This window comes from Streptomyces sp. NPDC025638 (genome assembly GCF_055558775.1).
In genome coordinates this window covers 91,913-114,350 of sequence record NZ_JBVHLX010000008.1, presented here as the reverse complement: position 1 = coordinate 114,350, position 22,438 = coordinate 91,913, and the positions used below count along the sequence as shown (strand labels likewise).

General features: G+C 71.2%; 20 protein-coding genes. 15 read left to right on the top strand and 5 right to left on the bottom strand.

All coding sequences use genetic code 11. The features are described 5' to 3' along the window. Window positions 1–3 precede the first annotated feature (3 nt). Window positions 4–591 (bottom strand): pyridoxamine 5'-phosphate oxidase family protein, encoded by a 588-nt coding sequence (locus tag ACZ4EG_RS21720; RefSeq protein ID WP_467791729.1) that lies wholly within the window; start codon window positions 589–591, stop codon window positions 4–6. A gap of 154 nt (window positions 592–745) precedes the next feature. Beyond that, entirely contained in the window at window positions 746–1,618 is an 873-nt protein-coding gene (locus tag ACZ4EG_RS21715; RefSeq protein WP_467791728.1) for a hypothetical protein, read from the bottom strand. A 187-nt stretch (window positions 1,619–1,805) separates the two neighbouring features. Here ACZ4EG_RS21715 and ACZ4EG_RS21710 point away from each other — a divergent pair, with 187 nt between their 5' ends. From ACZ4EG_RS21710 to ACZ4EG_RS21690, 5 genes are all read left to right on the top strand, one after another. Next, window positions 1,806–3,002, top strand: coding sequence for an argininosuccinate synthase (locus tag ACZ4EG_RS21710; protein WP_467791727.1), 1,197 nt, complete (start codon window positions 1,806–1,808; stop codon window positions 3,000–3,002). A gap of 102 nt (window positions 3,003–3,104) precedes the next feature. Beyond that, window positions 3,105–4,529: an argininosuccinate lyase gene (gene argH / locus ACZ4EG_RS21705; RefSeq protein ID WP_453549587.1), complete on the top strand. Its 1,425-nt coding sequence runs from the start codon at window positions 3,105–3,107 to the stop codon at window positions 4,527–4,529. 216 nt (window positions 4,530–4,745) lie between these two features. After that, window positions 4,746–5,717, top strand: coding sequence for an aldo/keto reductase (locus ACZ4EG_RS21700; RefSeq protein WP_467791726.1), 972 nt, complete (start codon window positions 4,746–4,748; stop codon window positions 5,715–5,717). Window positions 5,718–5,827: 110 nt separating this feature from the next. Further along, a complete protein-coding gene (locus ACZ4EG_RS21695) occupies window positions 5,828–6,379 on the top strand; it encodes a TetR/AcrR family transcriptional regulator (protein WP_453549582.1) in 552 nt (183 codons plus the stop codon). After that, window positions 6,376–7,899: an MFS transporter gene (locus ACZ4EG_RS21690; RefSeq protein WP_467791725.1), complete on the top strand. Its 1,524-nt coding sequence runs from the start codon at window positions 6,376–6,378 to the stop codon at window positions 7,897–7,899. Before ACZ4EG_RS21695 ends, ACZ4EG_RS21690 begins: the two co-directional genes overlap by 4 nt. 87 nt (window positions 7,900–7,986) lie before the next feature. On the opposite strand, the gene ACZ4EG_RS21685 is transcribed toward ACZ4EG_RS21690, so the two are convergent. Next, complete coding sequence (locus ACZ4EG_RS21685; protein WP_263206736.1) at window positions 7,987–8,658, bottom strand: lysophospholipid acyltransferase family protein; 672 nt, start codon at window positions 8,656–8,658, stop codon at window positions 7,987–7,989. A 368-nt stretch (window positions 8,659–9,026) separates the two neighbouring features. Between ACZ4EG_RS21685 and ACZ4EG_RS21680 the strand changes: the two genes are divergently transcribed. The 3 genes from ACZ4EG_RS21680 to ACZ4EG_RS21670 all read left to right on the top strand — a co-directional run bounded on the left by ACZ4EG_RS21680 (window position 9,027) and on the right by ACZ4EG_RS21670 (window position 11,324). Next, window positions 9,027–10,199 carry a glycerophosphodiester phosphodiesterase gene (locus tag ACZ4EG_RS21680; RefSeq protein ID WP_453549577.1) on the top strand — a complete coding sequence of 391 codons (1,173 nt, stop codon included), beginning with the start codon at window positions 9,027–9,029 and terminating at the stop codon, window positions 10,197–10,199. Between the two features lie 75 nt (window positions 10,200–10,274). Continuing rightward, entirely contained in the window at window positions 10,275–10,781 is a 507-nt protein-coding gene (locus ACZ4EG_RS21675; RefSeq protein WP_453549575.1) for a sigma-70 family RNA polymerase sigma factor, read from the top strand. 45 nt (window positions 10,782–10,826) lie between these two features. Next, window positions 10,827–11,324 (top strand): GNAT family N-acetyltransferase, encoded by a 498-nt coding sequence (locus ACZ4EG_RS21670; RefSeq protein ID WP_390710903.1) that lies wholly within the window; start codon window positions 10,827–10,829, stop codon window positions 11,322–11,324. Here ACZ4EG_RS21670 and ACZ4EG_RS21665 read toward each other — a convergent pair. After that, window positions 11,314–11,742, bottom strand: coding sequence for a hypothetical protein (locus tag ACZ4EG_RS21665; RefSeq protein ID WP_453549572.1), 429 nt, complete (start codon window positions 11,740–11,742; stop codon window positions 11,314–11,316). The genes ACZ4EG_RS21670 and ACZ4EG_RS21665 overlap by 11 nt on opposite strands. 1 nt (window position 11,743) lies before the next feature. Continuing rightward, window positions 11,744–12,103: a hypothetical protein gene (locus ACZ4EG_RS21660; protein WP_467791724.1), complete on the bottom strand. Its 360-nt coding sequence runs from the start codon at window positions 12,101–12,103 to the stop codon at window positions 11,744–11,746. Window positions 12,104–12,172: 69 nt separating this feature from the next. Here ACZ4EG_RS21660 and ACZ4EG_RS21655 point away from each other — a divergent pair, with 69 nt between their 5' ends. The 7 genes from ACZ4EG_RS21655 to cobT all read left to right on the top strand — a co-directional run bounded on the left by ACZ4EG_RS21655 (window position 12,173) and on the right by cobT (window position 22,380). Continuing rightward, window positions 12,173–12,823: an HAD family hydrolase gene (locus tag ACZ4EG_RS21655; RefSeq protein ID WP_453549568.1), complete on the top strand. Its 651-nt coding sequence runs from the start codon at window positions 12,173–12,175 to the stop codon at window positions 12,821–12,823. 370 nt (window positions 12,824–13,193) lie between these two features. After that, window positions 13,194–14,237, top strand: coding sequence for a methionine ABC transporter ATP-binding protein (locus tag ACZ4EG_RS21650; protein WP_467791723.1), 1,044 nt, complete (start codon window positions 13,194–13,196; stop codon window positions 14,235–14,237). Beyond that, on the top strand, window positions 14,234–14,971 hold the full coding sequence (locus tag ACZ4EG_RS21645; protein WP_467791722.1) for a methionine ABC transporter permease: 738 nt from the start codon (window positions 14,234–14,236) through the stop codon (window positions 14,969–14,971). Before ACZ4EG_RS21650 ends, ACZ4EG_RS21645 begins: the two co-directional genes overlap by 4 nt. Window positions 14,972–15,094: 123 nt before the next feature. Then, window positions 15,095–15,925: a MetQ/NlpA family ABC transporter substrate-binding protein gene (locus tag ACZ4EG_RS21640; RefSeq protein ID WP_467791721.1), complete on the top strand. Its 831-nt coding sequence runs from the start codon at window positions 15,095–15,097 to the stop codon at window positions 15,923–15,925. A 176-nt stretch (window positions 15,926–16,101) separates the two neighbouring features. Continuing rightward, complete coding sequence (locus ACZ4EG_RS21635; RefSeq protein ID WP_453549557.1) at window positions 16,102–16,740, top strand: GNAT family N-acetyltransferase; 639 nt, start codon at window positions 16,102–16,104, stop codon at window positions 16,738–16,740. Window positions 16,741–16,863: 123 nt separating this feature from the next. Beyond that, the gene (cbiE, locus tag ACZ4EG_RS21630) at window positions 16,864–18,075 is read left to right on the top strand and encodes a precorrin-6y C5,15-methyltransferase (decarboxylating) subunit CbiE (protein ID WP_467791720.1); all 1,212 of its coding nucleotides are present in this window, start codon (window positions 16,864–16,866) and stop codon (window positions 18,073–18,075) included. A 345-nt stretch (window positions 18,076–18,420) separates the two neighbouring features. Further along, window positions 18,421–22,380: a nicotinate-nucleotide--dimethylbenzimidazole phosphoribosyltransferase gene (gene cobT / locus ACZ4EG_RS21625; RefSeq protein WP_467791719.1), complete on the top strand. Its 3,960-nt coding sequence runs from the start codon at window positions 18,421–18,423 to the stop codon at window positions 22,378–22,380. Window positions 22,381–22,438: the final 58 nt, after the last annotated feature.

The window sequence follows — 22,438 nt, the reverse complement described above, 5'->3', positions numbered from 1 at the left end:
GGCTCAGACGGTAGAGGGCGGGAGCGGCAGTGGCAGCCCTGGTAGGCCATCCAGGCTAGTCGCCACGTGTTCCTTCTTTCCGAAGTAGTCGCTCAGCGATGCGTCGTCCTCGCGGGCGAAGCGCTTTCCGTGCAGATCGCGGTCCGCGTCGTACGTCATGACGGGCACCGCGTATCCGCAGGTGTCCCGGACCAGTTCGGCGTGTACGACGATGATCGCGCGCAGGCCGTGCGGGGTGGGGTCGATGCCGGGGAAGTGGGCGAGCAGCTCCCCGAACCGGGCGTCGTCACGGAAGACGGCCTCGCCCCGCCCGTGCACCCGCACGATGTTCGGCGGGCCCTGGAAGGCGCACCACATCAGGGTGATGCGGCCGTTCTCCCGCAGATGCGCGATGGTCTCCGCGTTGGATCCGGCGAAGTCCAGATACGCCACGGTGTGCTCGTCGAGCACCGCGAAGGAGCCCTTGAGGCCCTTGGGGGAGAGGTTGACCGTGCCGTCGCCGGACAGGGGCGCGGTCGCGGTGAAGAAGAGGGGCTGTTCCTCGATGAACGTGCGGAGCCTGCCGTCGATGCGCTCATAGGTCTTTCCCATGGCCAACGATTATCGGGAGAGTCCTTTCGACTGTCTAAGGATTTCCCTGAGCGGCGATCCGGCGATCCGGCGATCCCGCGATCCGGCGGTCGACCGGTCCGCCGTGGCCGCCCCGGCCGGAGGGAGTGCGGGGCGGCCACAGCAGCCTGTCACCTCACTTGGTGAGCGTGCAGGCGGCCAGGGAGTCGAGGCCCGTCGGCTTGGCCGACGTACGGCCGATGGCGATGGCGATGCGGTCGATCGTCGAGACGCGCTTGCCCTGGAGTGGGCCGAGGATGGCGTTGTTGACGAAGTTGGGGCCGCCCTGGCCCACGGTGTCGACCAGGCGTTTGTTGGCTTCCTGGATCTGGGTCTGGAGGAGGGCGAGGTTGCGGTCGACCTCGGCCTTGGCGGAGGCGGGGATCGCGGGGAGCTTCGAGGCCACGTCCGGGCAGCTGATCGTGCCCACGGCGGCGTTGGCGTTGTTCGTGCCGCCGGTGGACTGCTGCGCGGCCGTCGCGCTGGGGGTGGCCGTCGCCTGGTTGCCCGCGGCGGCACCGCCCGTGCTGGTGCCCGCGTTCGTGCCCGTGTTCGCGCCGCCCGCGTTCAGCGTGCACGGTGCCAGCGCGTCCAGGCCCGTCGGCTTGGCGGCCGTACGCCCGATCGCCGTGGCGATGCGGTTGACGGTCGCCACCCGCTTGTCCTTGAGTGGGCCGAGGATGGCGTTGTTGACGAAGTTGGGGCCGCCCTGGCCCACGGTGTCGACCAGGCGTTTGTTGGCTTCCTGGATCTGGGTCTGGAGGAGGGCGAGGTTGCGGTCGACCTCGGCCTTGGCGGAGGCGGGGATCGCCGGGAGCTTCGAGGCCACGTCCGGGCAGCTGATCGTGCCGGGGCTCGCGAGGGTGCGGGCGTTCGTGGCGCTGCTGCTCTTGGCGGGCGTCCCGGCGAGGGCGGTGCCGGCGATGACCGCGCCGGACAGCACCACGGCGGCAGCGCCACCGATGACGGCCACGCGACGCTTGTTGTACTTCGGAAGAGCCCTGGACATGCGGATGCCTCACTTGGGTCAGGAGTGGGTCGGCGAACGCGGCGCCGGCGTTCGGGGGTGAGTACGGGAAAGCGGTTTCGTTTGTTCAGCGTCTCTTCGAAACTCTCTCGACAGGCTCGCGGATTGACGAATCATGCAGAGCACTGCATACTCATGCATGTCAGTAATGCACGGTGAGGAGACACCAGTGACCGAGCGCGTCGTACTCGCCTACTCGGGCGGTCTGGACACCTCCGTCGCCATCGGCTGGATCGCCGAGGAGACGGGCGCCGAGGTCATCGCGGTCGCGGTCGACGTCGGTCAGGGCGGCGAGGACCTGGACGTCATCCGCAAGCGCGCCCTCGCGTGCGGGGCCGTGGAGGCCGAGGTCGCGGACGCCAAGGACGAGTTCGCCGACGAGTACTGCCTCCCGGCGATCAAGGCCAACGCCCTCTACATGGACCGCTACCCGCTGGTCTCCGCCCTGTCCCGGCCGGCGATCGTCAAGCACCTCGTTGCCGCGGCCCGGAAGCACGGCGCCACCACGGTCGCCCACGGCTGCACCGGCAAGGGCAACGACCAGGTCCGCTTCGAGGCCGGCATCGTCGCCCTCGCCCCCGACCTCAAGTGCATCGCCCCGGTCCGTGACTACGCGATGACCCGCGACAAGGCGATCGCTTTCTGCGAGGCCAAGCAGCTCCCGATCGCCACCACCAAGAAGTCCCCGTACTCCATCGACCAGAACGTCTTCGGGCGCGCGGTCGAGACGGGCTTCCTGGAGGACATCTGGAACGCCCCGATCGAGGACATCTACGAGTACACCTCCAATCCGGCCGAGCCCCGCGAGGCCGACGAGGTGATCATCACCTTCGAGCACGGCGTCCCCGTCGCCATCGACGGCAAGGCCGTCACCGTCCTCCAGGCGATCCAGCAGCTCAACGAGCGCGCCGGCGCCCAGGGCATCGGCCGGATCGACATGGTCGAGGACCGTCTCGTGGGCATCAAGTCCCGCGAGGTGTACGAGGCCCCGGGTGCGATCACGCTCATCACGGCCCACCAGGAGCTGGAGAACGTCACCGTCGAGCGCGAACTCGCCCGCTACAAGCGGCAGGTGGAGCAGCGCTGGGGCGAACTGGTCTACGACGGCCAGTGGTTCTCCCCGCTCAAGCGCGCCCTCGACGGCTTCATCGCCGAGGCCGATCAGCACGTCAACGGCGACATCCGGATGACCCTGCACGGCGGCCGCGCGGTCGTCACCGGCCGGCGCTCCGAGTCGTCGCTGTACGACTTCAACCTCGCCACCTACGACACGGGCGACACCTTCGACCAGGCCGCGGCCAAGGGCTTCATCGACATCTACAGCATGTCCTCGAAGATCGCGGCGCAGCGTCAAGCGCAGGCGTAGCCTGACGCGACCTCGCGTAAGCAGTAACGCCATTGCCGCCTCCCTGACCGCCGGTCGGCAGGGAGGCGGCGGCACATCCGTCTCTCTCTAGGAGCAACGCAAGTGAGCAGCAACAGCGGTGACGTACGGCTCTGGGGCGGCCGTTTCGCCGACGGTCCCGCCGAGGCCCTGGCCAAGCTGTCCGCGTCCGTCCACTTCGACTGGCGGCTCGCGCCCTACGACATCGCCGGTTCGCGTGCCCACGCGCGCGTGCTGCACAAGGCGGGGCTCCTCACGGAGGACGAGCTGACCCGGATGCTCGCCGGGCTCGACCAGCTCGAAGCGGACGTGGCCGACGGCTCCTTCGTCGGCACCATCGCCGACGAGGACGTCCACACCGCCCTGGAGCGCGGCCTCCTGGAGCGCCTCGGCCCCGACCTCGGCGGCAAGCTGCGCGCGGGGCGGTCGCGGAACGACCAGGTGGCGACCCTCTTCCGGATGTACCTGAGGGACCACGCCCGTACGATCGGCGGTCTGATCGCCGACCTCCAGGACGCCCTGATCGGCCTCGCCGAAGCCCACCCCGACGTGGCCATGCCCGGCCGCACCCACCTCCAGCACGCCCAGCCGGTCCTCTTCGCCCACCACGTCCTCGCACACGTCCAGTCCCTGTCCCGGGACGCCGAGCGGCTGCGCCAGTGGGACGAGCGCACGGCGGTCTCGCCGTACGGCTCGGGTGCCCTCGCCGGCTCCTCCCTGGGCCTGGACCCGGAGGCGGTCGCCAAGGACCTCGGCTTCGAGCACGGCAGTGTCGGCAACTCCATCGACGGCACGGCCTCCCGCGACTTCGTCGCCGAGTTCGCCTTCATCACGGCGATGATCGGGGTGAACCTCTCCCGGATCTCCGAGGAGATCATCATCTGGAACACGAAGGAGTTCTCCTTCGTCACGCTGCACGACGCGTTCTCCACGGGCTCGTCGATCATGCCGCAGAAGAAGAACCCGGACATCGCGGAGCTGGCGCGCGGCAAGTCCGGCCGGCTGATCGGCAACCTGACGGGGCTGCTGGCGACCCTGAAGGCCCTGCCGCTGGCCTACAACCGCGACCTCCAGGAGGACAAGGAGCCGGTCTTCGACTCCTGCGACCAGCTGGAGGTGCTGCTCCCGGCCTTCACCGGGATGATCGCCACGCTCACGGTCAACCGCGAGCGCATGGAGGAGCTGGCCCCGGCCGGCTTCTCCCTCGCCACCGACATCGCGGAGTGGCTGGTCAAGCAGGGCGTGCCGTTCCGGGTGGCGCACGAGGTCGCGGGGGAGTGCGTCAAGGTCGCCGAGTCCGAGGGCAAGGAACTCGACGGCCTCACGGACGAGCAGTTCGCGAAGATCTCCGCCCACCTCACACCGGAGGTGCGGAGCGTCCTGAACGTCCCGGGCGCCCTGGCCTCCCGCGACGGCCGCGGCGGTACGGCCCCGAGCGCGGTCGCGATCCAGCTGGCCGAGCTGAAGCAGAACGTGGCGGCCCAGCACGAGTGGGCGACGGCCAAGTAAGAGGCCTGTGCTCCCAAGGGCCGCAGGCCCTTTGGGGGCGCGGGGCTGTATCGATCTGCGGCTCCGCCGCGCGGGAGCGACAAGCTACGACGCTCCCGCACCCGCCCAGGAGCCGCACCACCCGAGCTCTTGGGCGCCCCCGCCTCGCTGAGCGCAGCGGCATCGCGGGTTACGTTGGTCGCAAGCCGTAACGGAGCCGACCGAACGGAGCCCGCGATGCCCTTCGCGCGACTGGCCTCAGCAACGACCCCGACCTGCCACATCGGACTCGGTCTCGCCGCCGTCGGCCGCCCCGGCTACATCAACCTCGGCCGGGACCAAGACCTGGGCGAGGACCGCAGCGTCGGGACGCTGCGCACCCGCACCCACGAGCTCCTCGACGCCGCCTACGCCCAGGGCGTGCGCTACTTCGACGTCGCCCGTTCCTACGGCCGCTCCGAGGAGTTCCTCGCCGACTGGCTGAACACCCGCCCCGACATCGACGACATCGTCGTCGGCAGCAAATGGGGCTACACCTACACCGCCGGCTGGTCCACCGACGCGGAGGAGCACGAGGTCAAGGACCACAGCCTCGCCACCTACGAGCGGCAGCGCGCCGAGACCGACGAACTGCTCGGCGACCGCCTCGACCTCTACCAGATCCACTCGGTGACCCCGGACAGCCCGGCCCTCACCGACAAGGAACTCCACAGCAGGCTCGCCCAGGCCGCCGCCGAGGGGGTGACCATCGGCTTCTCCACCAGCGGCCCCGCCCAGGCCGACGCCGTCCGGGCCGCCCTCGCCGTGACCGTCGACGGCGAGCCCCTCTTCCGTACCGTCCAGTCGACGTACAACGCCCTGGAGACCTCGGCCGACCCCGCCCTCGCCGAGGCCCATGACGCCGGGCTCACGGTGATCGTCAAGGAGGGCATGGCCAACGGGCGGCTCGCGGAGCCCCATGCACCGGAGGTGCTGAAGGCCGTGGCCGCGGAGACCTCCCTCGGCTGCGACGCCGTGGCCCTCGCCCTGATCCTGCGCCGGCCGTGGGCCGGGATCGTCCTCTCCGGTGCCGCGACCACCAACCAGCTCGCCTCCAACCTGCACGCCGCGGTCGTCGACCTCGACGAGGACCAGCTGGAGAAGCTCGCGGCCCTCGTCGAGGAGCCGGCCGCGTACTGGGAGCGGCGCGGGCAGCTGCCCTGGCACTGACGGACCCACCCGTGCCCCGGGGGCGGCGGGGCATGTCCACCGACCAGCAACGATGAGTCACGCACGCCTATAATGAGACAAAGATGTCTCACATGGGCTACGATTGTTTCATGGCCTTCGATCGTGATCACGTGCTGCGCAGCGCCGCGGCCCTGCTGACCCGTAAATCCACCGCCACCATGGACGAGGTCGCCAGGGCGGCCGGGATCAGCCGCGCCACGCTGCACCGCCACTTCGCCGGGCGCGACGCGCTCGTGCGGGCGCTGGAGGCGCTCGGCATCGCGGAGTGCGAGGCGGCGCTCGACGAGGCCCGGCCCGACGAGGGGCCCGCGAGCGAGGCCGTACGCCGGCTGGTGCGGGCGATCGAGCCCGCGGCCGGACTGCTCGCCTTCCTCTACACCGAGAACCAGCTGTTCGAGGGCGAGGAACAGAACGAGGGCTGGGCCCGTCTCGACGCCCGCGTCGCCGCCCTGTTCCGGCGCGGCCAGGCCGGCGGCGAATTCCGCATCGACCTCACCCCGGCCTGGCTCACCGAGGCGCTGTACGGCCTGATGGCCTCCGGCGCCTGGGCGGTCGCGGAAGGCCGCGTGGCCCCCAAGGACTTCACCCACATGATCACCGAGCTGTTGCTCGGCGGCGCACTCAGAAGAGAGGAATCATGACCAGCACCCTGCAGCCGGCCCCCATGACGGAGGCGGAGAAGCGTCCGGGCCGTTGGCTCGCGCTCTCCGTCCTCGTGCTGGCCGTGCTGCTGGTGGCCGTCGACGCGACCGTCCTCGGTCTCGCGACCCCCTACATCAGCGAAGACCTCAACCCCTCCGGCACCCAGCTCCTGTGGATCGGTGACGTCTACTCGTTCGTCATCGCCGGACTGCTGGTCTCCATGGGCAGCCTCGGCGACCGCATCGGCCGCAAGCGGATCCTGCTCGGCGGCGCCACGGTGTTCGGCGCGATATCCGTCCTCAACGCCTACGCCACCACGCCGGAGCTGCTGATCCTGGCGCGGGCGCTGCTCGGTGTCGCGGGCGCGACCCTGATGCCCGCCACACTCGCCCTGATCCGCAATCTGTTCCACGACCCGCGCGAGCGCAGCCTCGCGGTCGGCATCTGGGGTGCCACCGCCTCCGCCGGCACGGCCGTGGGGCCGATCGTGGGCGGCTTCCTCCTCGGGCACTTCTGGTGGGGCTCGGTCTTCCTCATCAACCTGCCGGTGATGGTGGTCCTCGTCCTCGTCGGCATCAGGACGCTGCCCGAGTCCCGGAACCCCGATCCCGGCCCGTGGGACCTGATCAGCGTCGTGCTTTCGCTGGTCGGCATGATCGGCGTCGTCTACGCGGTCAAGGAGGCCGCGACGCACGGCTTCACCCCGGAGACGCTCGTCGCGGGCCTGCTGGGCGCCGCCGCGCTGTACGGCTTCGTCCACCGCCAGCTCACCATGCCCACGCCCCTGCTGGACATGCGGCTGTTCCGCAAGCGGGGTTTCAGCGGCGCGGTCCTCGCCGACCTGCTGACCGTGCTCGGCATGTCCGGCCTGGTGTTCTTCCTCTCCCAGTACCTGCAACTCGTCCAGGGCAGGCGCCCGTTCGAGGCGGGTCTGGCCGAACTGCCCGCCGCGGTCGGCGCGGTGACGGCCGGTCTCGTCGCGGGCCGCGCGGCCCGGCGCTTCTCGGTACGGGCCGTGGTCTCCGGCGGCCTCGCGGTGGTGGGTCTCGCCCTCGCCGTCCTCACGACGCTGGGGCAGTCGACGGGCTATCCGGTCCTGGGCGCGGCGCTCCTGGTCGTCGGCGTGGGCGCGGGCTTCTCCTTCACCGTCACCGCCGACGTGATCCTCTCCAGCGTCCCCAAGGACCAGGCGGGCGCCGCCTCCGCGGTCTCCGAAACGGCGTACGAACTCGGCGCCGCGCTGGGCATCGCCCTGCTCGGCTCGATCGTGACGGGTGTCTACCGCGACTTCACGGGCCCGGCGGGCACTCCGGAAGCGGCCCATGAGTCACTGGGCGCCGCGGTGGAAACGGCGACGACTCTCCCGGCCCACACCTCGGCGGAACTCCTGACGGCGGCCCGGGACTCCTTCGTCCACGGCCTGCACCTGGCCTCGGGCGCAGGAGCGGCCGTCCTCCTGGCAACAGCGGCGGCGGCGTGGTTCCTACTGAAGGACCAGAAACTGGAAAGCACCGGGTGAGTGCAGAGCCCCTTCAGGGGCGCGGGAAACTGCGCGACAAGCCACAACGCACCCGCACCCGGGAAACGACAGAAACCCCTGTGGCGCTCAGGCCGCCTTCGCCTTCGTGGCGTACATGTCCACGTACTCCTGCCCCGACAGCCGCATGACCTCCGCCATCACGGAGTCGGTCACCGCCCGCAGCACATACCGGTCCCGGTCCATCCCCTCGTACCGGGAGAACTCCATCGCCTCACCGAAACGAACGGTCACGCGGCCCGGCCGCGGAATACCCCGACCCCCCGGCTGCAACTTGTCCGTGCCGATCATCGCGAAGGGAACCACCGGCGCGCCCGTCATCAGAGTGAGGCGGGCGATGCCGGTGCGGCCCCGGTACAGACGGCCGTCGGGCGACCGCGTGCCCTCGGGGTAGATGCCGAAGACCTTGCCCTCCTCAAGGATCCGGCGACCGGTCATCAGCGCGGCCACGCCACCGCTCGCCCCGTCCCGGTCCACCGGGATCATGCCGACGCCGGTGAAGAACCAGGCCATCAGCCGGCCCTTGAGGCTCTTGCCGGTGACGTACTCGTCCTTGCCGATGAAGAACACCTGCCGCTTGGTCACCAGCGGCAGCACGAGCGAGTCGATGAACGTGAGGTGGTTGCCGGCCAGGATGACCGGTCCGTCGCCCGGGATGCGCTCCGCGCCTTCCACCTGGGGGCGGAACATCAGGCGCATGATCGGTCCGAGCACTGCCTTGATGAGCGCGAAGCGGGACAACGGGTCCTCCGATGTCGAGGGGGTCGATATGAGTCTGTGCAGGTGAGGACATTACTCGCGGCTCCGGGGGAAGCGCACATCGGGTGCGTCCGCTTCACCGAGGTCTTACGTAGTGTTGACGCAGGTTTACCTGCGGTGGCGTGCCGGAATCCGCGCGTAACGTCGGTGCGACGATGTGACGGACATCGCGCGGGTGGCCCATCGGGCCGGGTACCCGCGCCGTCCGCGCCGATGCCGACGGACCGTCACATCTTGCTTTCCTCATGACATCCGGCGTCACCCGCGTGTTCGAACCGAGGTCTCCCGGCAGTCATGTCCACGCCCCTACCATCGGGCCGCAATCACGGGCGGACGGCAGGAGGGCCCTCATGGAAAGCCACGAGTCGAACGAGCAGACGCAGGGCACCGCACGACGGGCGCTTCTCGGCGCCGCGGTGCTCGGGGCGGGCGGAGCGGTCTTCGGGCTGCCCGGCGCCGCCAGAGCCGCGGAGGCCAAAACGGCCCGGACCGGCGGTGGTCTGAAGAGCCTGCCCAAGCCGACGATCATCGGCCACCGGGGTACCAGCGGCTACCGGCCCGAGCACACCTTCGGGTCGTACAACCTGGCCCTCGACCTCGGCGCCGACGTCGTCGAGGCCGGTGACCTGGTCCCCACCAAGGACGGCCATCTGGTCTGCCGCCACGAGCCCGAGATCGGCGGCACCACGAACGTCGCGGACCATCCCGAGTTCGCCGGCCGCAAGACCACCAAGGTGCTGGACGGCGTTCCCACCACCGGCTGGTTCACCGAGGACTTCACACTCGCCGAGCTGAAGACGCTGCGCGCGATCGAGCGCATCCCGGCGAACCGCCCGCACAACACCCTCTACGACGGCCGCTGGGAGATCCCCACCTTCGAAGAGGTCCTCAAGTGGCAGGACGAGGAGACCCGTAAGCGGGGCAAGCAGGTCTGGATCTACCCGGAGACCAAGCACCCCACCTACTTCCGCAAGCTGGGCCTCGGCCTCGAGGAGCGGGTCGCCAAGCTGCTGCGCAAGTACGGCAAGGACCGGCGGAACTCGCCCGTCATCCTGCAGTCCTTCGAGCCGACCAGCATCCAGCGCCTGAACAAGCTGGTCGACAACCCGCTCGTGGTCCTGCTCTCCGGCGCGACCAGCCGCCCCTGGGACTTCGTCGAGGCGGGCGACCCGCGCACGGTCGCCGACCTCATCACGCCCAAGGGCCTCAGGGAGATCGCCGGCTATGCGCAGGGCGTCGGCCCGACGCTCGACCTGGTCATCCCGAAGGACGCCAACGGCAGGCTCACCACGCCGACGACCCTGGTCGCGGACGCGCACAAGGTGGGTCTGATCCTGCACCCCTACACCATGCGCAACGAGAACCCCTTCCTCCCGGCGGAGTTCCGCAAGGGCACCGGCGTCGACGCCTACGGAGATGCCTTCGGGGCATTCAAGACGTACTTCGCGACCGGTATCGACGGTGTCTTCACGGACAACGCGGACACCGGTCTGCTCGCCCGCGAGGACTTCGTCAACGGCTGAGCCCGCTGAACCCGTTCGGGTAGACCCGCGGCCGCCCCGGCAACCTATCGTCGGGGCGGCCGCGTCGTTCCGCATATGACGCACGATCTGGTTGCCGCGCTGAGCCCGCTGCTCACCGCCGAGGCATCCGCCGAGGGATATGCCTCCGGAACCGAACCGGGTGATCTGGAGCAGGCGGTCTGGCTGCGCCTCCTCGAGCGACTGGACTCCGACGGGCCGCCGCTCGACCCCGAGGCGTGGCTGCGCAAGGCCGTCCGCGCCGAGGTGCGCCGCAGCCGTCGTGCGAACCGTCTTGAGCGGCCGTACGACACGGAGCCCGCCGACGACAGCGGCCGGGGGCCCGAGCAGCTCGCCCTCACCGCCGCCAGGCACCGTGCCCTGCGTGACGCGGTCCGCCGGCTGCCCGGCCGCTGCCCTCGTCTGATGGAGGCGCTGCTCTCCCCGAGGGACCTCACATACCGGGAGATCGCGGGGGAGTTGGGTATCTCACAGGGCAGTCTTGGCCCGGAACGTTCCCGATGTCTGGGATGTCTGCGTCGATTGCTCGCACCGGAGGTTGCGGCCCGCGAAGCGCGGGGATAGGAGTGGGGGACGACAGGCGATCAGGTGAGCGGGAGGCGTGCGCACATGGGCATGAGCGTGACCATCTCGGTGGCGACCGAGCAGGACACGGAGCAGATCTTCAGGCTCCAGTACTTGTGCTTCCAGAGTGAGGCGGCGTTGTACGGCAACTACCGCATCGACCCGCTCGTCCAGAGTCTCGACTCGGTCCGTCAGGAGGTCGCCTCCGACTGCGTCTTCGTCGCCCGGCTCGGCGAAGAGGTGGTCGGCTCGGTGCGCGGCACGGTGACCGAGGACGGCGCGGCCGCCATCGGCAAGCTCTGTGTCCACCCGCGTCTGCAGGGCCACGGCATCGGGGCCAGACTGCTGCGCGCGGCCGAGGGGGCCCTCGCCGAGGAGCGCGGCGCCAAGAAGTTCCGCCTCCACACCGGCCACCGCAGCGAGGGGAACCTGCGGCTGTACCGGCGGGTGGGCTACGAGACGGTGGGCACGTCCAAGGGCGCGGACGGCGTACCCATGATCGTCCTGGAGAAGCCGGCGGGGACGTACGCGACTACGGCGTGACGCCGTCCCGCGCCTTCCGCAGCCAGTACATGGCCGACAGGGGCAGCAGTACGGGGATGAAGATGTACCCCATGCCGTAGTCGGACCAGACCGTCGCGTCCGGGAAGGCCGACGGCTCGACCAGGGTCCACGTACCGACGACGAGCACTCCCGCGAGTTCGGCGGCGCAGCACACCAGCGCCGCCCTGCGGGCCTTCTCGCCGCCACGCACCAGCGAATACGTGATGAACCCGTACACCACACCCGCGACGGCGGACAGCGAGTAGGCGAGCGGCGCCCGCCCGAAGTCCGTCGCGATCTGGACGACGGACCGTGAGACGGCTCCGACGACCATCACGCCGTAGAACCAGACGAGCAGCATCCCCGGCCCGCTGATGAGCCGTGTCCGCGCCGGCTTCGTCTCCTCCGTGGCCGTCATCTCACCCTCCCCAGATGTCGAAGAGCCGCACTTCGAGCACGGCCAGCACCACGCCGCCCGCGGCGACGGTCACCGACCCCCACCGCGTCCGCTCGGCCAGCGACATGAAACCCGCCGCCGGGATGCACGCGAACGCCCCCAGCAGATACGCCACGAAGATCGTCGTGCCCTGCTCCGGCTTCTCGCCCCGCGCCAGCAGGACCACCCCGATCACCAGCTGCACCACGGCCAGCAGCGACACCACGGCCATGCCGATGAAGTGCCAGTCCTTGGTCGGCTGGTCACGATAGGCGGCCCACCCGCACCAGGCGGCGAGCAGCAGCGCGGCGACGCTGGTGACCAGCGTCAGGACATTGAGCATGCGCAGACCCTATTACGGGCCAAACGGTCCGATGCGGTCGCCCCCGCCGTACGCCGTAGGGTCTGGACCATGACGATCCATGCGCAGGCCCTCCTGTTCGACAACGACGGCACCCTTGTCTCCTCGCTCGACTCCGTGGACCGGTGCTGGGCGCGGTGGGCGCGGGAGTTCGGGATCGCGGCGGAGGACTTCGCGCGGGTCGAGCTGCACGGGCGGACCGCGGTGGAGATAGTCGCCGATCTGCTGCCCGCGGGGGTCGTCGCGGAGGCGGTCGCGCGGGTCGAGCAGCTGGAGGTGGAGGACGTACCGGACGGGGGTGTCCGGCTGCTGCCCGGTACCCGGGACTTCCTCGCCCCGCTGCCCGCCGAGCGGTGGGCCGTGGTCACCTCCGCGACCCGCAGGCTGGCCGAGGCGCGGCTCGACGCCGTCGGGATCCGGCCCAAGATGCTCGTCGCCGCCGACGACGTCACGCGCGGCAAGCCCGACCCCGAGCCCTATCTGCTCGCCGCGCGCCGGCTGGGCGTCGACCCGGCCCGCTGCGTCGTCTTCGAGGACGCCCCGGCGGGCCTCCGGGCAGGCCGCGCCGCCGGGATGACCACCGTGGCCTTGGCCACAACCCACCCGGCCCATGAACTGGTCGCCGACCTGGTCGTCGACGACCTGTCGGCCTTGTCCGCCCTGGTCACCGACGGGGGAGTGGAGATCTCCGTACGCCACTGACCGGTGTCCACCACTGTCCGGCATGCGGACGGCTGCGGACTGTCAGGACCGTACGTCTGGTTTACTGATCGCATGACCACGACGAGCAGCCGCATCCTTGCGACCGAGGCGACCATGACGCCCGGTGCTCGTTGTATGTGTCGAATGTGCGCCTTCTAGAGGGCCCCTGCACCACCTGAGCCTCGCGCCCCGAAGCGAGAGCCGTGGCACGTCCGCGTGTCGTCCGACGACATCCGCGACGTAAGCCGCCCCCGCGCACATGTTCTCCCCCGGTTCCATCGCCACCGCGAGAACCGTGCCGCGTCCCTGAACGAATGCACCTGTGCCCGGGCACACCCACGCCCGCGCACTCGACAGTGACGGAATCACAGTGATCACCACATCGGGCCTGAGCAAGGTCTACCGCTCGCGCGGCCGAGAGGTCACCGCCCTGGACGGCGTCGATCTCCACGTCCGCGAAGGCGAGGTGTACGGCGTCATCGGCCAGTCCGGCGCCGGCAAGTCCTCGCTCATCCGCTGCGTCAACCTGCTGGAACGTCCCACCGCCGGGACCGTGACCGTCGCGGGGCAGGACCTCACCGCCCTCGCCGGGCGCGGTCCGCGGGCCGGCTGGGAACTGCGCCGGGCGCGCAGCCGGATCGGCATGGTCTTCCAGCACTTCAACCTGCTGTCCTCGCGCACCGTGCAGGACAACGTCGAACTGCCGCTGGAGATCCTCGGCAGGTCGGGCAAGGACCGCTCCCGCAAGGCGCTCGAACTGCTCGACCTCGTCGGCCTCGCCGACAAGGCCAATGCCTACCCGGCACAGCTCTCCGGCGGACAGAAGCAGCGGGTCGGCATCGCCCGCGCGCTCGCCGGCGACCCCAAGGTGCTGCTCTCCGACGAGGCCACCAGCGCCCTCGACCCCGAGACCACCCGCTCCATCCTCCAGCTGCTGCGCGACCTGAACCGGCAACTCGGCCTGACCGTCCTGCTCATCACGCACGAGATGGACGTGGTCAAGAGTATCTGCGACTCGGCCGCGCTCATGGAGCAGGGACGCATCGTCGAGTCCGGCACCGTCAGCGAGTTGCTCGCGACCCCCGGCTCCGAACTGGCCTCCGCGCTGTTCCCGGTCGGCGGCGAGGCCACCGGCGCCGACCGGACCGTGCTCGACGTCACCTTCCACGGCGAGGCCGCCACCCAGCCGGTCATCTCCCAGCTCTCGCGCACCTACAACATCGACATATCGATCCTCGGCGCCGCCATCGACACCGTCGGCGGCCTCCAGATCGGCCGTATGCGCATCGAACTGCCCGGCCGTTACGAGGACAACGTCGTGCCCATCGGGTTCCTGCGCGAACAGGGCCTGCAGATCGATGTCGTGGGCGAAGCGGGCCAGGAGCCCGTGCTGGTGAAGGAAGGTGCCAAGTGACCTGGTCCGAGATGCAGCCGCTGCTGTCCCAGGCGTGTTGGGACACGCTCTACATGGTCGGCTGGTCCACGCTCATCGCCGTCGTCGGCGGGCTTCCGCTCGGCATCCTGCTCGTCCTCACCGACAAGGGCGGACTGATGCAGAACGTCGTCGCCAACAAGGTCGTCGGGCAGATCGTGAACATCGCCCGCTCGATGCCGTTCATCATCCTGATGGTCGCGCTGATGAGCTTCACCCGCTGGATCACGGGGACGACCATCGGCCGCGAGGCCGCCATTGTGCCGCTCGCCATCGGCGCCATCCCGTTCTTCGCCCGCCTCGTCGAGACGGCTGTCCGCGAAGTGGACGGCGGGCTCGTCGAGGCCGTGCAGTCGATGGGCGGCAGCACCTGGACCATCGTCCGCAAGGTCCTCGTACCCGAGTCGCTGCCCTCGCTGATCTCCAGCACCACGACCACGGTCGTCGCCCTGATCGGCTACTCCGCCATGGCCGGCACGGTCGGCGCGGGCGGCCTCGGCGACATCGCCATCCGCTACGGCTACCAGCGCTTCGAGACCCAGATGATGTGGATCACCGTGGCGATCCTCGCCGTCGTCATCTCGGTCATCCAGTTCGCCGGCGACTACGCGGCCCGCTCCCTGCACCGGCGCGGCGGCCGCTCCGGCCCGGCGCCGAAGCTGCGCCTGCTCAAGGCCAGGACGCCCGCGGCCGCCGACGTGAGCAAGGCCGCCTGAGCACCCCTCCACAGACTCCCCGTCACACCCACCCGTCGCCCGACCACCGCCCCTCAACGACGGCGCTTCGCGCCGACGCCCCTTGATTCAAGGGGTCGCACCACCCTAGGAAAGGCACTTTTCGTGCGTAACACCGCCAAGATCACCACCGCCGTCCTCGCCGCCGGAGCCCTCACCCTCGGGCTCTCCGCCTGCGGCTCGGAGAAGGCATCCTCCTCCGCCGACTACAGCGGCCCGCTGGTCGTCGCCGCGAGCCCCACCCCGCACGCCGAGATCCTGAACTTCGTCAAGCAGAACCTGGCGAAGAAGGCGGGCCTCGATCTGGAGGTCAAGGAGTTCAGCGACTACATCGTGCCGAACACGGCCACGGAGGACGGTTCCGTCGGGGCCAACTACTTCCAGAACCAGCCGTACCTGGACGACTTCAACAAGAAGCGCGGCACCCACATCGTGCCCGTCGTCACGGTGCACCTGGAGCCGCTCGGTCTCTACTCCCACAAGGTGAAGAGCACCGACGCCCTGAAGAGCGGTGCGACCCTCGCCGTCCCGAACGACACCGTGAACGAGGCGCGCGCCCTGAAGCTCCTCGCCGACAACGGGCTCATCGCCCTCAAGGACGGCGTGGGCACCGAAGCGACCCCGCAGGACATCACGAAGAACCCGAAAAACCTCAAGTTCAAGGAGGTCGAGGCGGCCCAGACCCCGCGCTCCCTGGACGACGTGGACGCCGCGGTCGTGAACGGCAACTACGCCATCTCCTCCGGTCTCAAGCCCGCCACGGACGCCCTCGTCCTGGAGTCCGCGAAGGACAACCCGTACGGCAACTTCCTCGCCGTGAAGAAGGGCAACGAGAAGGACCCGCGGGTCAAGAAGCTCGCCAAGCTCCTGACCTCGCCCGAGGTGAAGAAGTTCATCGAGGACAAGTACCAGGGCTCGGTCATCGCGTCGTTCTGACGGGGCGTATACCGCGTATCGCCACGCACGGGGTCCACTCCCTCACCCGGTGGGGGTCCCCCCCACGCCCCTTTGGGCAGTGGGGGAGGGCCCCGTTGCGGGGTTGAGTGGTTTCATGCTGCATGCTGGGCAGTTCAGCAGGCCCTGAAGGTTTTCCGAAGGTTACGGAGTGGCGCATGACTAGCACCTTCCCCAACATCTCCATCAGCACGGAGCGGTTGGTGCTGCGGCCCCTCGACGAGGACGACGTGCCCGCCCTGGCCGAGATGATGAACGATGAACAGGTCGCGGCCTGGACCGACGTCCCCCAGCCGTTCACCGAGGACGGCGCCCGGCACTGGATCACCGAGTACGCGCCCGCCGAGCGCGCCGCCGGCCGGGGCCTGGACCTCGCCGTCACCGAGTTCCTCACCCAGCGCCTGGTCGGCATCGTCCAGCTGACGAAGACCAACTGGCAGATCCGGTCCACCGAACTGTCGTACATCATCGCCCCCTGGGCCCGCGGCGAGGGCTATGCCTCCGAAGCCGCGCTCGCCACCGCCCAATGGCTCCTCGGCGACCGGAAGTTGGAACGCATCGAGCTGCGCACCGCCGCCGACAACACCGCCTCCCAGCAGGTCGCCCAGAAGATCGGCTGCATCAGCGAGGGCGTCCTGCGCAACGCGTGCATAGTCCACGTCCGCACCGAGGACGGCGCGTGGACCGATGTGCGCACCGACTTCATCGTGTGGAGCCTGCTGCCCGAGGACCTGGAGGGCGCGGGCGAGCAGCTCGCCGACACCGGCGGTTTCACGTCGTTCTCGGACTGGAACTGACAGCACGGGACCCACAGGGGCACCGCCGGTCGCGCGCCCGTCGCCCCCACCAGGTACTCTCACGGAGCCTGCCTGCGGGCCCCCACCACTGACGACCTGCGCAAACCCTGGAGACTGACGACGATGGCCGACCGCGTCACGGTGATCGGCTGGGACGGTTCACCGCTGACCGCCGCGGCCCGCGGAGCCCTGGGCGCCGCCACCCTCGTCGCGGGCGCCGCCCACCACCTGGCGCTCCCCGAGGTGCCCCGGGCCGCCGAACGCATCCGCCTCGGCAGCGTCGCCCTCGCCGCCCGCCGCATCGCCGCCCACCGGGGCACCGCGGTGGTGCTCGCGGACGGAGACCCCGGCTTCTTCGGTGTCGTACGGATTCTGCACGCACCCGAGTTCGGCCTGGAGGTCGAAGTCGTCCCCGCCGTCTCCTCCGTGGCCGCCGCCTTCGCCCGAGCCGGAATGCCCTGGGACGACGCCCAAGTGGTCGTCGCACACCGGCGCACCCTGCGACGCGCGGTGAATGTGTGCCGGGCCCACACCAAGGTCGCCGTACTCACCTCACCCGGCGCTGGCCCCGCCGAACTCGGGCTGCTCCTGGACGGGGTCCACCGCACCTTCGTCATCTGCGAGGAACTGGGTACCGAGCGCGAACAGGTCACCGTCGTCACCTCCGACAAGGCCGCCGACCACACCTGGCGCGACCCGAACGTCGTCATCGTCATCGGCGGGCCGGTCGGGGCGGGCGAGGGCGGTGGCTGGATCGCCGGACGCGACCCCGGCGCGGGTCCGCGCGGCTGGGTACTGCCCGACGAGGCCTACGGCGGCGGACTCGGCGAGGGGGAGACGGATCTGCTCCGGGCCGCCCAACTCGCCCGCCTGGGACCGCGCGTCGGCGACCTCGTCTGGGACATCGGCTGCGGCGGCGGCGCGTTCGCCACCGAGGCCGCGCGCGCCGGTGCCGCCGTGATCGCGGTCGACCGGAACCCGGAGGCGTGCGCCCGCACCGAGGCCGCCGCGCGGCACTTCGGCGTGCAACTGCAGATCGTGCACGGCACTGCCCCGCACGTCCTGGAGAACCTGCCCGAACCGGACGTCGTCCGTGTCGGCGGCGGGGGAGCGGCCGTGGTCTCAGCGGTCGCCGACCGGCGTCCGCAGCGCATCGTCACGCACGCCGCGACCCGCGACGCGGCCGAACTCGTCGGCCGCGATCTGACCGAGCACGGCTACCGGGTCGAGTGCGCCCTGATGCAGTCCGTCGAACTGGAGACACGAGGCTGGACGGAGACGGAGCGGAACGTTGCGTTCCTGCTCAGCGGGCTTCTACCGGATCGCGCCCCGTGATCCTGTTGTCGTACTGCGCGCGGTAGGCTGGCCGATCGTTGTACCGCTCCAGTGGCCCGGAAATTCGTTCGTCAATGTCCGGAAAACACGCCCGTTTTGGGGTGGGTGTGGTACGGCAGAACCGGAGGACGCGCAACGTGGCGCAGTCCACAGCGGGCTGTCGCGGATCAAGCTGCCGCGAGGGTGGAACGACCGGGACAATGCCACCGAATGGCTTTGTCGCCTTTTGTGGGACGGTCGTTCGTGCCGCTGGGCACGCACGCTCGTTCTTCACTGCGGGGCGGTCGGTGCGCCGTTCCGGGTGAGCTGGTCGTAGAAGCACTAACCGATGGGCGAGGGGTACGCATGACGGACACCGGCCAGGTCCCGGGCGAGGGACTGCCGGAGAGCGCAGGCAGGGTGGAACAGCCAGGCGTTCCCGCGCACGGCATGTACACCTACCTCTCCGAGACCACCGCCGAGGACGAGGACCTGCTCCTGCCGGGCGCCCAGAGCGCATGGGGCAACGAGGTGCCGCCGCCCGCCCCGGAGCCGGTCGTCGAGGCCGTGCACGAGCCGGGACCGCACGAGGCGGCCGGCCGCGACAGCGGCTCCGTCGACCTCGGTGGCGTCCGCCTGCCCGACCCGCCCGTGTCCGTCCCGCCGTCCCCGATCCTCTCGGCCCCGCACGAGCAGACCGCGGCCCCGCGCCGCCCGCTGCACATGGGTCCGCCGATCCCCAACGCCTCGGCCAGCCCGGTCCGTTCCCTCGCCGACCGCGGTCCCGCGGGCGCGCCGGTGAGACAGCCCGGCCCGCAGACGACCGGCCCCGAGTACCTCGACGTCCAGGCGCTGCCCGACGCGGCCCCCCAGGGCGCGGCCCCTTGGGGCGCGCCGCAGGCACCCGAGGCACAGCTGGGCGCTCCGGCCCCGGTCCCGGCCGCGGAAGCGGTGGCTCCCCTTCTGGAGTCGGCCGCAGAGCCGGCCGCCGGCCGACCCGGCGCGGCCCAGGCGGCCGTGGCCCGGCTCGCCACGGAGGCCGTCGCGAGCGGTACGGCGGAGCAGGCGCCCTCGCCGGGCTTCGCGACCGCCGCCGTTCCGGCGGATGTGGCGTTGTCCGTCCAGGGCGTCCAGGCCGCTGCGCAGGGGGGCCCGCAGGCCGTGCAGGGGCACGACGGGATGCAGCCCGTGCACGGACACGACGGGGTGTACGGCGCGCCTGTCGCGCAGGAGACCGGGCCGGCTCAGGGTCCGGCGGCCGTGCCGGGCGCCGAGGCCGGCCAGGGTGCCGAGGCCGGCCTCGGCGCCGAGGTCGCGCAGCCTTCCGCAGGCGTTCAGGTGTCCGGCGGGACCGGCCCGCAGGAGACCGGGGCCGCGCGGGTCGCCGGGGCTCCGGACGGTGTGCAGGGCCCGGTCGCCGTACAGGGTGCGGAGGGCACCCAGGCGCAGGGGGCGCCGGTCCCCGAGGGGCACGCTCCGGACGGGCCGCAGGTCCCGCCGAGCCAGGCTCCCGAAGGTTCGCGGTTCCCGGAGGCCGAGGGAGCGCGGCTCGCCGAGGCCGCACAGGCTCAGGCTCAGACGCCCGCCGCCGGTGTGCCCGGTGCCCAGGTCATCGTGTCGCCGGCTCAGGCAGTCGCCCCGGTCGCCCCCGTCGCCGAGGCCGTGCAGGCACCCGAGCCCGTGGCCGTCGTCCAGGAGACGCCGGAGGCCGAGGCGATCGTGTCCGCCCCGGACGCCGTACCGACCATGCCCACAGGCGAGACCGTCGCGACGCCTGCCGCCGGCACCCCCGTGCCCGTGGCCCCCCAGCCCGCGCAGCCGGACGCCGTCGCCCCGGCCCCCCAGCCCGCGCGCCCCGCTGCCGACGAGATCCCGCAGGCCGTCGGTGCCGTGGGCGAGCAGCCGCCCGCCGAGGAGGCGCGGCAGCCCCAGCCCGGCCAGGAGCCGCAGGCCGTCGCGGCCGAGTCCGGCCACGCCGAGGAAGCCCCGGCCGCCATCGCCGTACCGCCGCAGGGGCCCGTCGCCCCGGAGGCCGAGGCGGCTCAGCCGGTCGTCGACCCCGTCGCGCCGCACGCCCAGCCCCAGCCGTCGGCGCCCGTCGTGGCCGAGGGGCCGCAGGCCGCGCCGCCCGCGGCCGTCGCGCACCCCGTGACCGACGCCGCTGCCGAGGCAGTTGCCCCTGAGGCGGGCACCCCCGAAGCCGCGCCGGAGGCCGACGGCCCCGTGGCGGCGGCCGTCCCCGAGCAGGCCGCTCCCGGCGACTCCCTCCCGGGCAGCGTCCCGCTGGTGGCGCACCCGGACCAGCCCCTGGGTCAGTTCGTGCCCGTCGAGGGAACGGTGCCGACCACTCCGCACCTGGCCCCGACCCCGCCGCACCCGCTGGTCCTCCCCCTCCAGGAGCAGCCCGCCGCGGCCCCGGAGGAGCCCGCGGCCACGGTCCCCGCACCCCGCGAGGCCGAACCCGCGCCCGTCCCGGTCGCGCCGGACGTGGAGCCCGGTCCCGAAGTCGTACAGCACGCGGAGGACCTGGAGACCAGGGCCGCCGACCAGGAAGAGAGCACGGCCGCAGTGGCAGAAGCACGACAGTCCACCGGCCCGGCCGCGCCCGCCTATGACGACGCCGAACGCGAGGCCGTCCTCAAGGTCATGCGTGAGCGCCGCGACATCCGCAACGGCTTCCGCAGCGACCCGATCCCGCACGAGGTGCTGCTGCGCGTGCTGGAGGCCGCCCACACCGCGCCCTCCGTCGGCCACTCGCAGCCCTGGGACTTCGTCGTCATCCGGTCCGCCGAGACCCGCCGCACGATGCACGAACTGGCCATGCGCCAGCGCGACGCGTACGCGAAGTCGCTGCCCAAGGGCCGGGCGAAGCAGTTCAAGGAACTGAAGATCGAGGCCATCCTCGACACCCCGGTGAACATCGTCGTCACCGCCGACCCGACCCGCGGCGGCCGGCACACCCTCGGCCGCCACACGCAGCCGCAGATGGCGCCGTACTCCGCGGCGCTCGCGGTCGAGAACCTCTGGCTGGCCGCCCGCGCCGAGGGCCTCGGCGTCGGCTGGGTCAGCTTCTTCGACGAGCGCGAGATGGTCCGCGCCCTCGGCCTGCCCGAGCACCTGGAGGTCATCGCCTACCTGTGCGTCGGTTACGTCGACGAGTTCCCGGACGAGCCCGAGCTGATGCAGGCGGGCTGGTCGAAGCGGCGTCCGCTGTCCTGGGTCGTGCACGAGGAGACGTACGGCCGTCGCGCGCTGCCCGGCGAGGACCCGCACGACCTGCTCGCCGAGACCGTCGCCGGGATCCGCCCGCTGGACGCCAAGGCGCTCGGCGAGGCCTGGGAGCGGCAGAAGCGGATGACCAAGCCGGCCGGTGCGCTCGGCATGCTGGAGATCATCTCCGCGCAGCTGTCCGGGCTGTCCCGGCAGTGCCCGCCGCCGATCCCCGAGCCCGCGGCCGTCGCCATCTTCGCCGGCGACCACGGGGTGCACGCCCAGGGCGTCACCCCCTGGCCGCAGGAGGTCACGGGCCAGATGGTGGCCAACTTCCTCGGCGGCGGAGCGGTCTGCAACGCCTTCGCCAACCAGGTGGGCGCCGAGGTCTGCGTCGTCGACGTGGGCGTGGCCTCCGACCTGCCCGCCACGCCCGGGCTGTTGCCCCGCAAGGTCCGCGCGGGCACGTCCGACATGACGACCGGTCCCGCGATGACCCGCGAGGAGGCCAAGGCCGCCATCGAGGTGGGCATCGAGACCGCCCGCGACCTGGTGGCGGCCGGCAACAAGGCGCTGCTCACCGGCGAGATGGGCATCGCCAACACCACCGCGTCCGCGGCCCTGATCTCCGTCTTCACCGGCGCCGACCCGGCCGAGGTGACCGGCCGTGGCACCGGCATCAACGACGAGACCCTGGCCCGCAAGACCGAGGTCGTCCGCCGGGCCATCGAGCTCCACCAGCCGGACCCGGCCGACCCGATCGGCGTCCTCGCGGCGATCGGCGGCTTCGAGCACGCGGCGATCGTCGGCCTGCTCCTCGGCGGCGCCTCGCTGCGCACGCCGGTGATCCTGGACGGCGTCAGTGCCGGAGCCGCCGCCCTGGTGGCCCGTGCCATCGCACCGGAGGTCCTCGCGGCCTGCATCGCGGGCCACCGCAGTGCCGAGCCGGGCCATGTGGCCGCCCTCAACAAGCTGGGCCTGCGCCCCCTGGTCGACCTCGACCTGCGCCTCGGCGAGGGCACGGGCGCGCTGCTCGCCCTGCCGCTGGTGCAGAGCACGGCACGGGCGATGCACGAGGTGGCGACGTTCGATTCGGCCGGAGTGACCGAGAAGTAGGCCCCGCGGCGGCGGTGGTCCGGTGTTCAGCCATCGGACCACCGAGCCGCGTGTCCCA

Excerpts from the sequence above, each read along its gene's own strand:
- ACZ4EG_RS21720 (WP_467791729.1), bottom strand. The coding sequence starts at position 591 with ATGGGAAAGACCTATGAGCGCATCGACGGCAGGCTCCGCACGTTCATC.
- ACZ4EG_RS21715 (WP_467791728.1), bottom strand. The coding sequence starts at position 1,618 with ATGTCCAGGGCTCTTCCGAAGTACAACAAGCGTCGCGTGGCCGTCATC.
- ACZ4EG_RS21700 (WP_467791726.1), top strand. The coding sequence starts at position 4,746 with ATGCCCTTCGCGCGACTGGCCTCAGCAACGACCCCGACCTGCCACATC.
- ACZ4EG_RS21695 (WP_453549582.1), top strand. The coding sequence starts at position 5,828 with ATGGCCTTCGATCGTGATCACGTGCTGCGCAGCGCCGCGGCCCTGCTG.
- ACZ4EG_RS21690 (WP_467791725.1), top strand. The coding sequence starts at position 6,376 with ATGACCAGCACCCTGCAGCCGGCCCCCATGACGGAGGCGGAGAAGCGT.
- ACZ4EG_RS21680 (WP_453549577.1), top strand. The coding sequence starts at position 9,027 with ATGGAAAGCCACGAGTCGAACGAGCAGACGCAGGGCACCGCACGACGG.
- ACZ4EG_RS21675 (WP_453549575.1), top strand. The coding sequence starts at position 10,275 with ATGACGCACGATCTGGTTGCCGCGCTGAGCCCGCTGCTCACCGCCGAG.
- ACZ4EG_RS21670 (WP_390710903.1), top strand. The coding sequence starts at position 10,827 with ATGGGCATGAGCGTGACCATCTCGGTGGCGACCGAGCAGGACACGGAG.
- ACZ4EG_RS21665 (WP_453549572.1), bottom strand. The coding sequence starts at position 11,742 with ATGACGGCCACGGAGGAGACGAAGCCGGCGCGGACACGGCTCATCAGC.
- ACZ4EG_RS21660 (WP_467791724.1), bottom strand. The coding sequence starts at position 12,103 with ATGCTCAATGTCCTGACGCTGGTCACCAGCGTCGCCGCGCTGCTGCTC.
- ACZ4EG_RS21655 (WP_453549568.1), top strand. The coding sequence starts at position 12,173 with ATGACGATCCATGCGCAGGCCCTCCTGTTCGACAACGACGGCACCCTT.
- ACZ4EG_RS21635 (WP_453549557.1), top strand. The coding sequence starts at position 16,102 with ATGACTAGCACCTTCCCCAACATCTCCATCAGCACGGAGCGGTTGGTG.
- cbiE (WP_467791720.1), top strand. The coding sequence starts at position 16,864 with ATGGCCGACCGCGTCACGGTGATCGGCTGGGACGGTTCACCGCTGACC.
- cobT (WP_467791719.1), top strand. The coding sequence starts at position 18,421 with ATGACGGACACCGGCCAGGTCCCGGGCGAGGGACTGCCGGAGAGCGCA.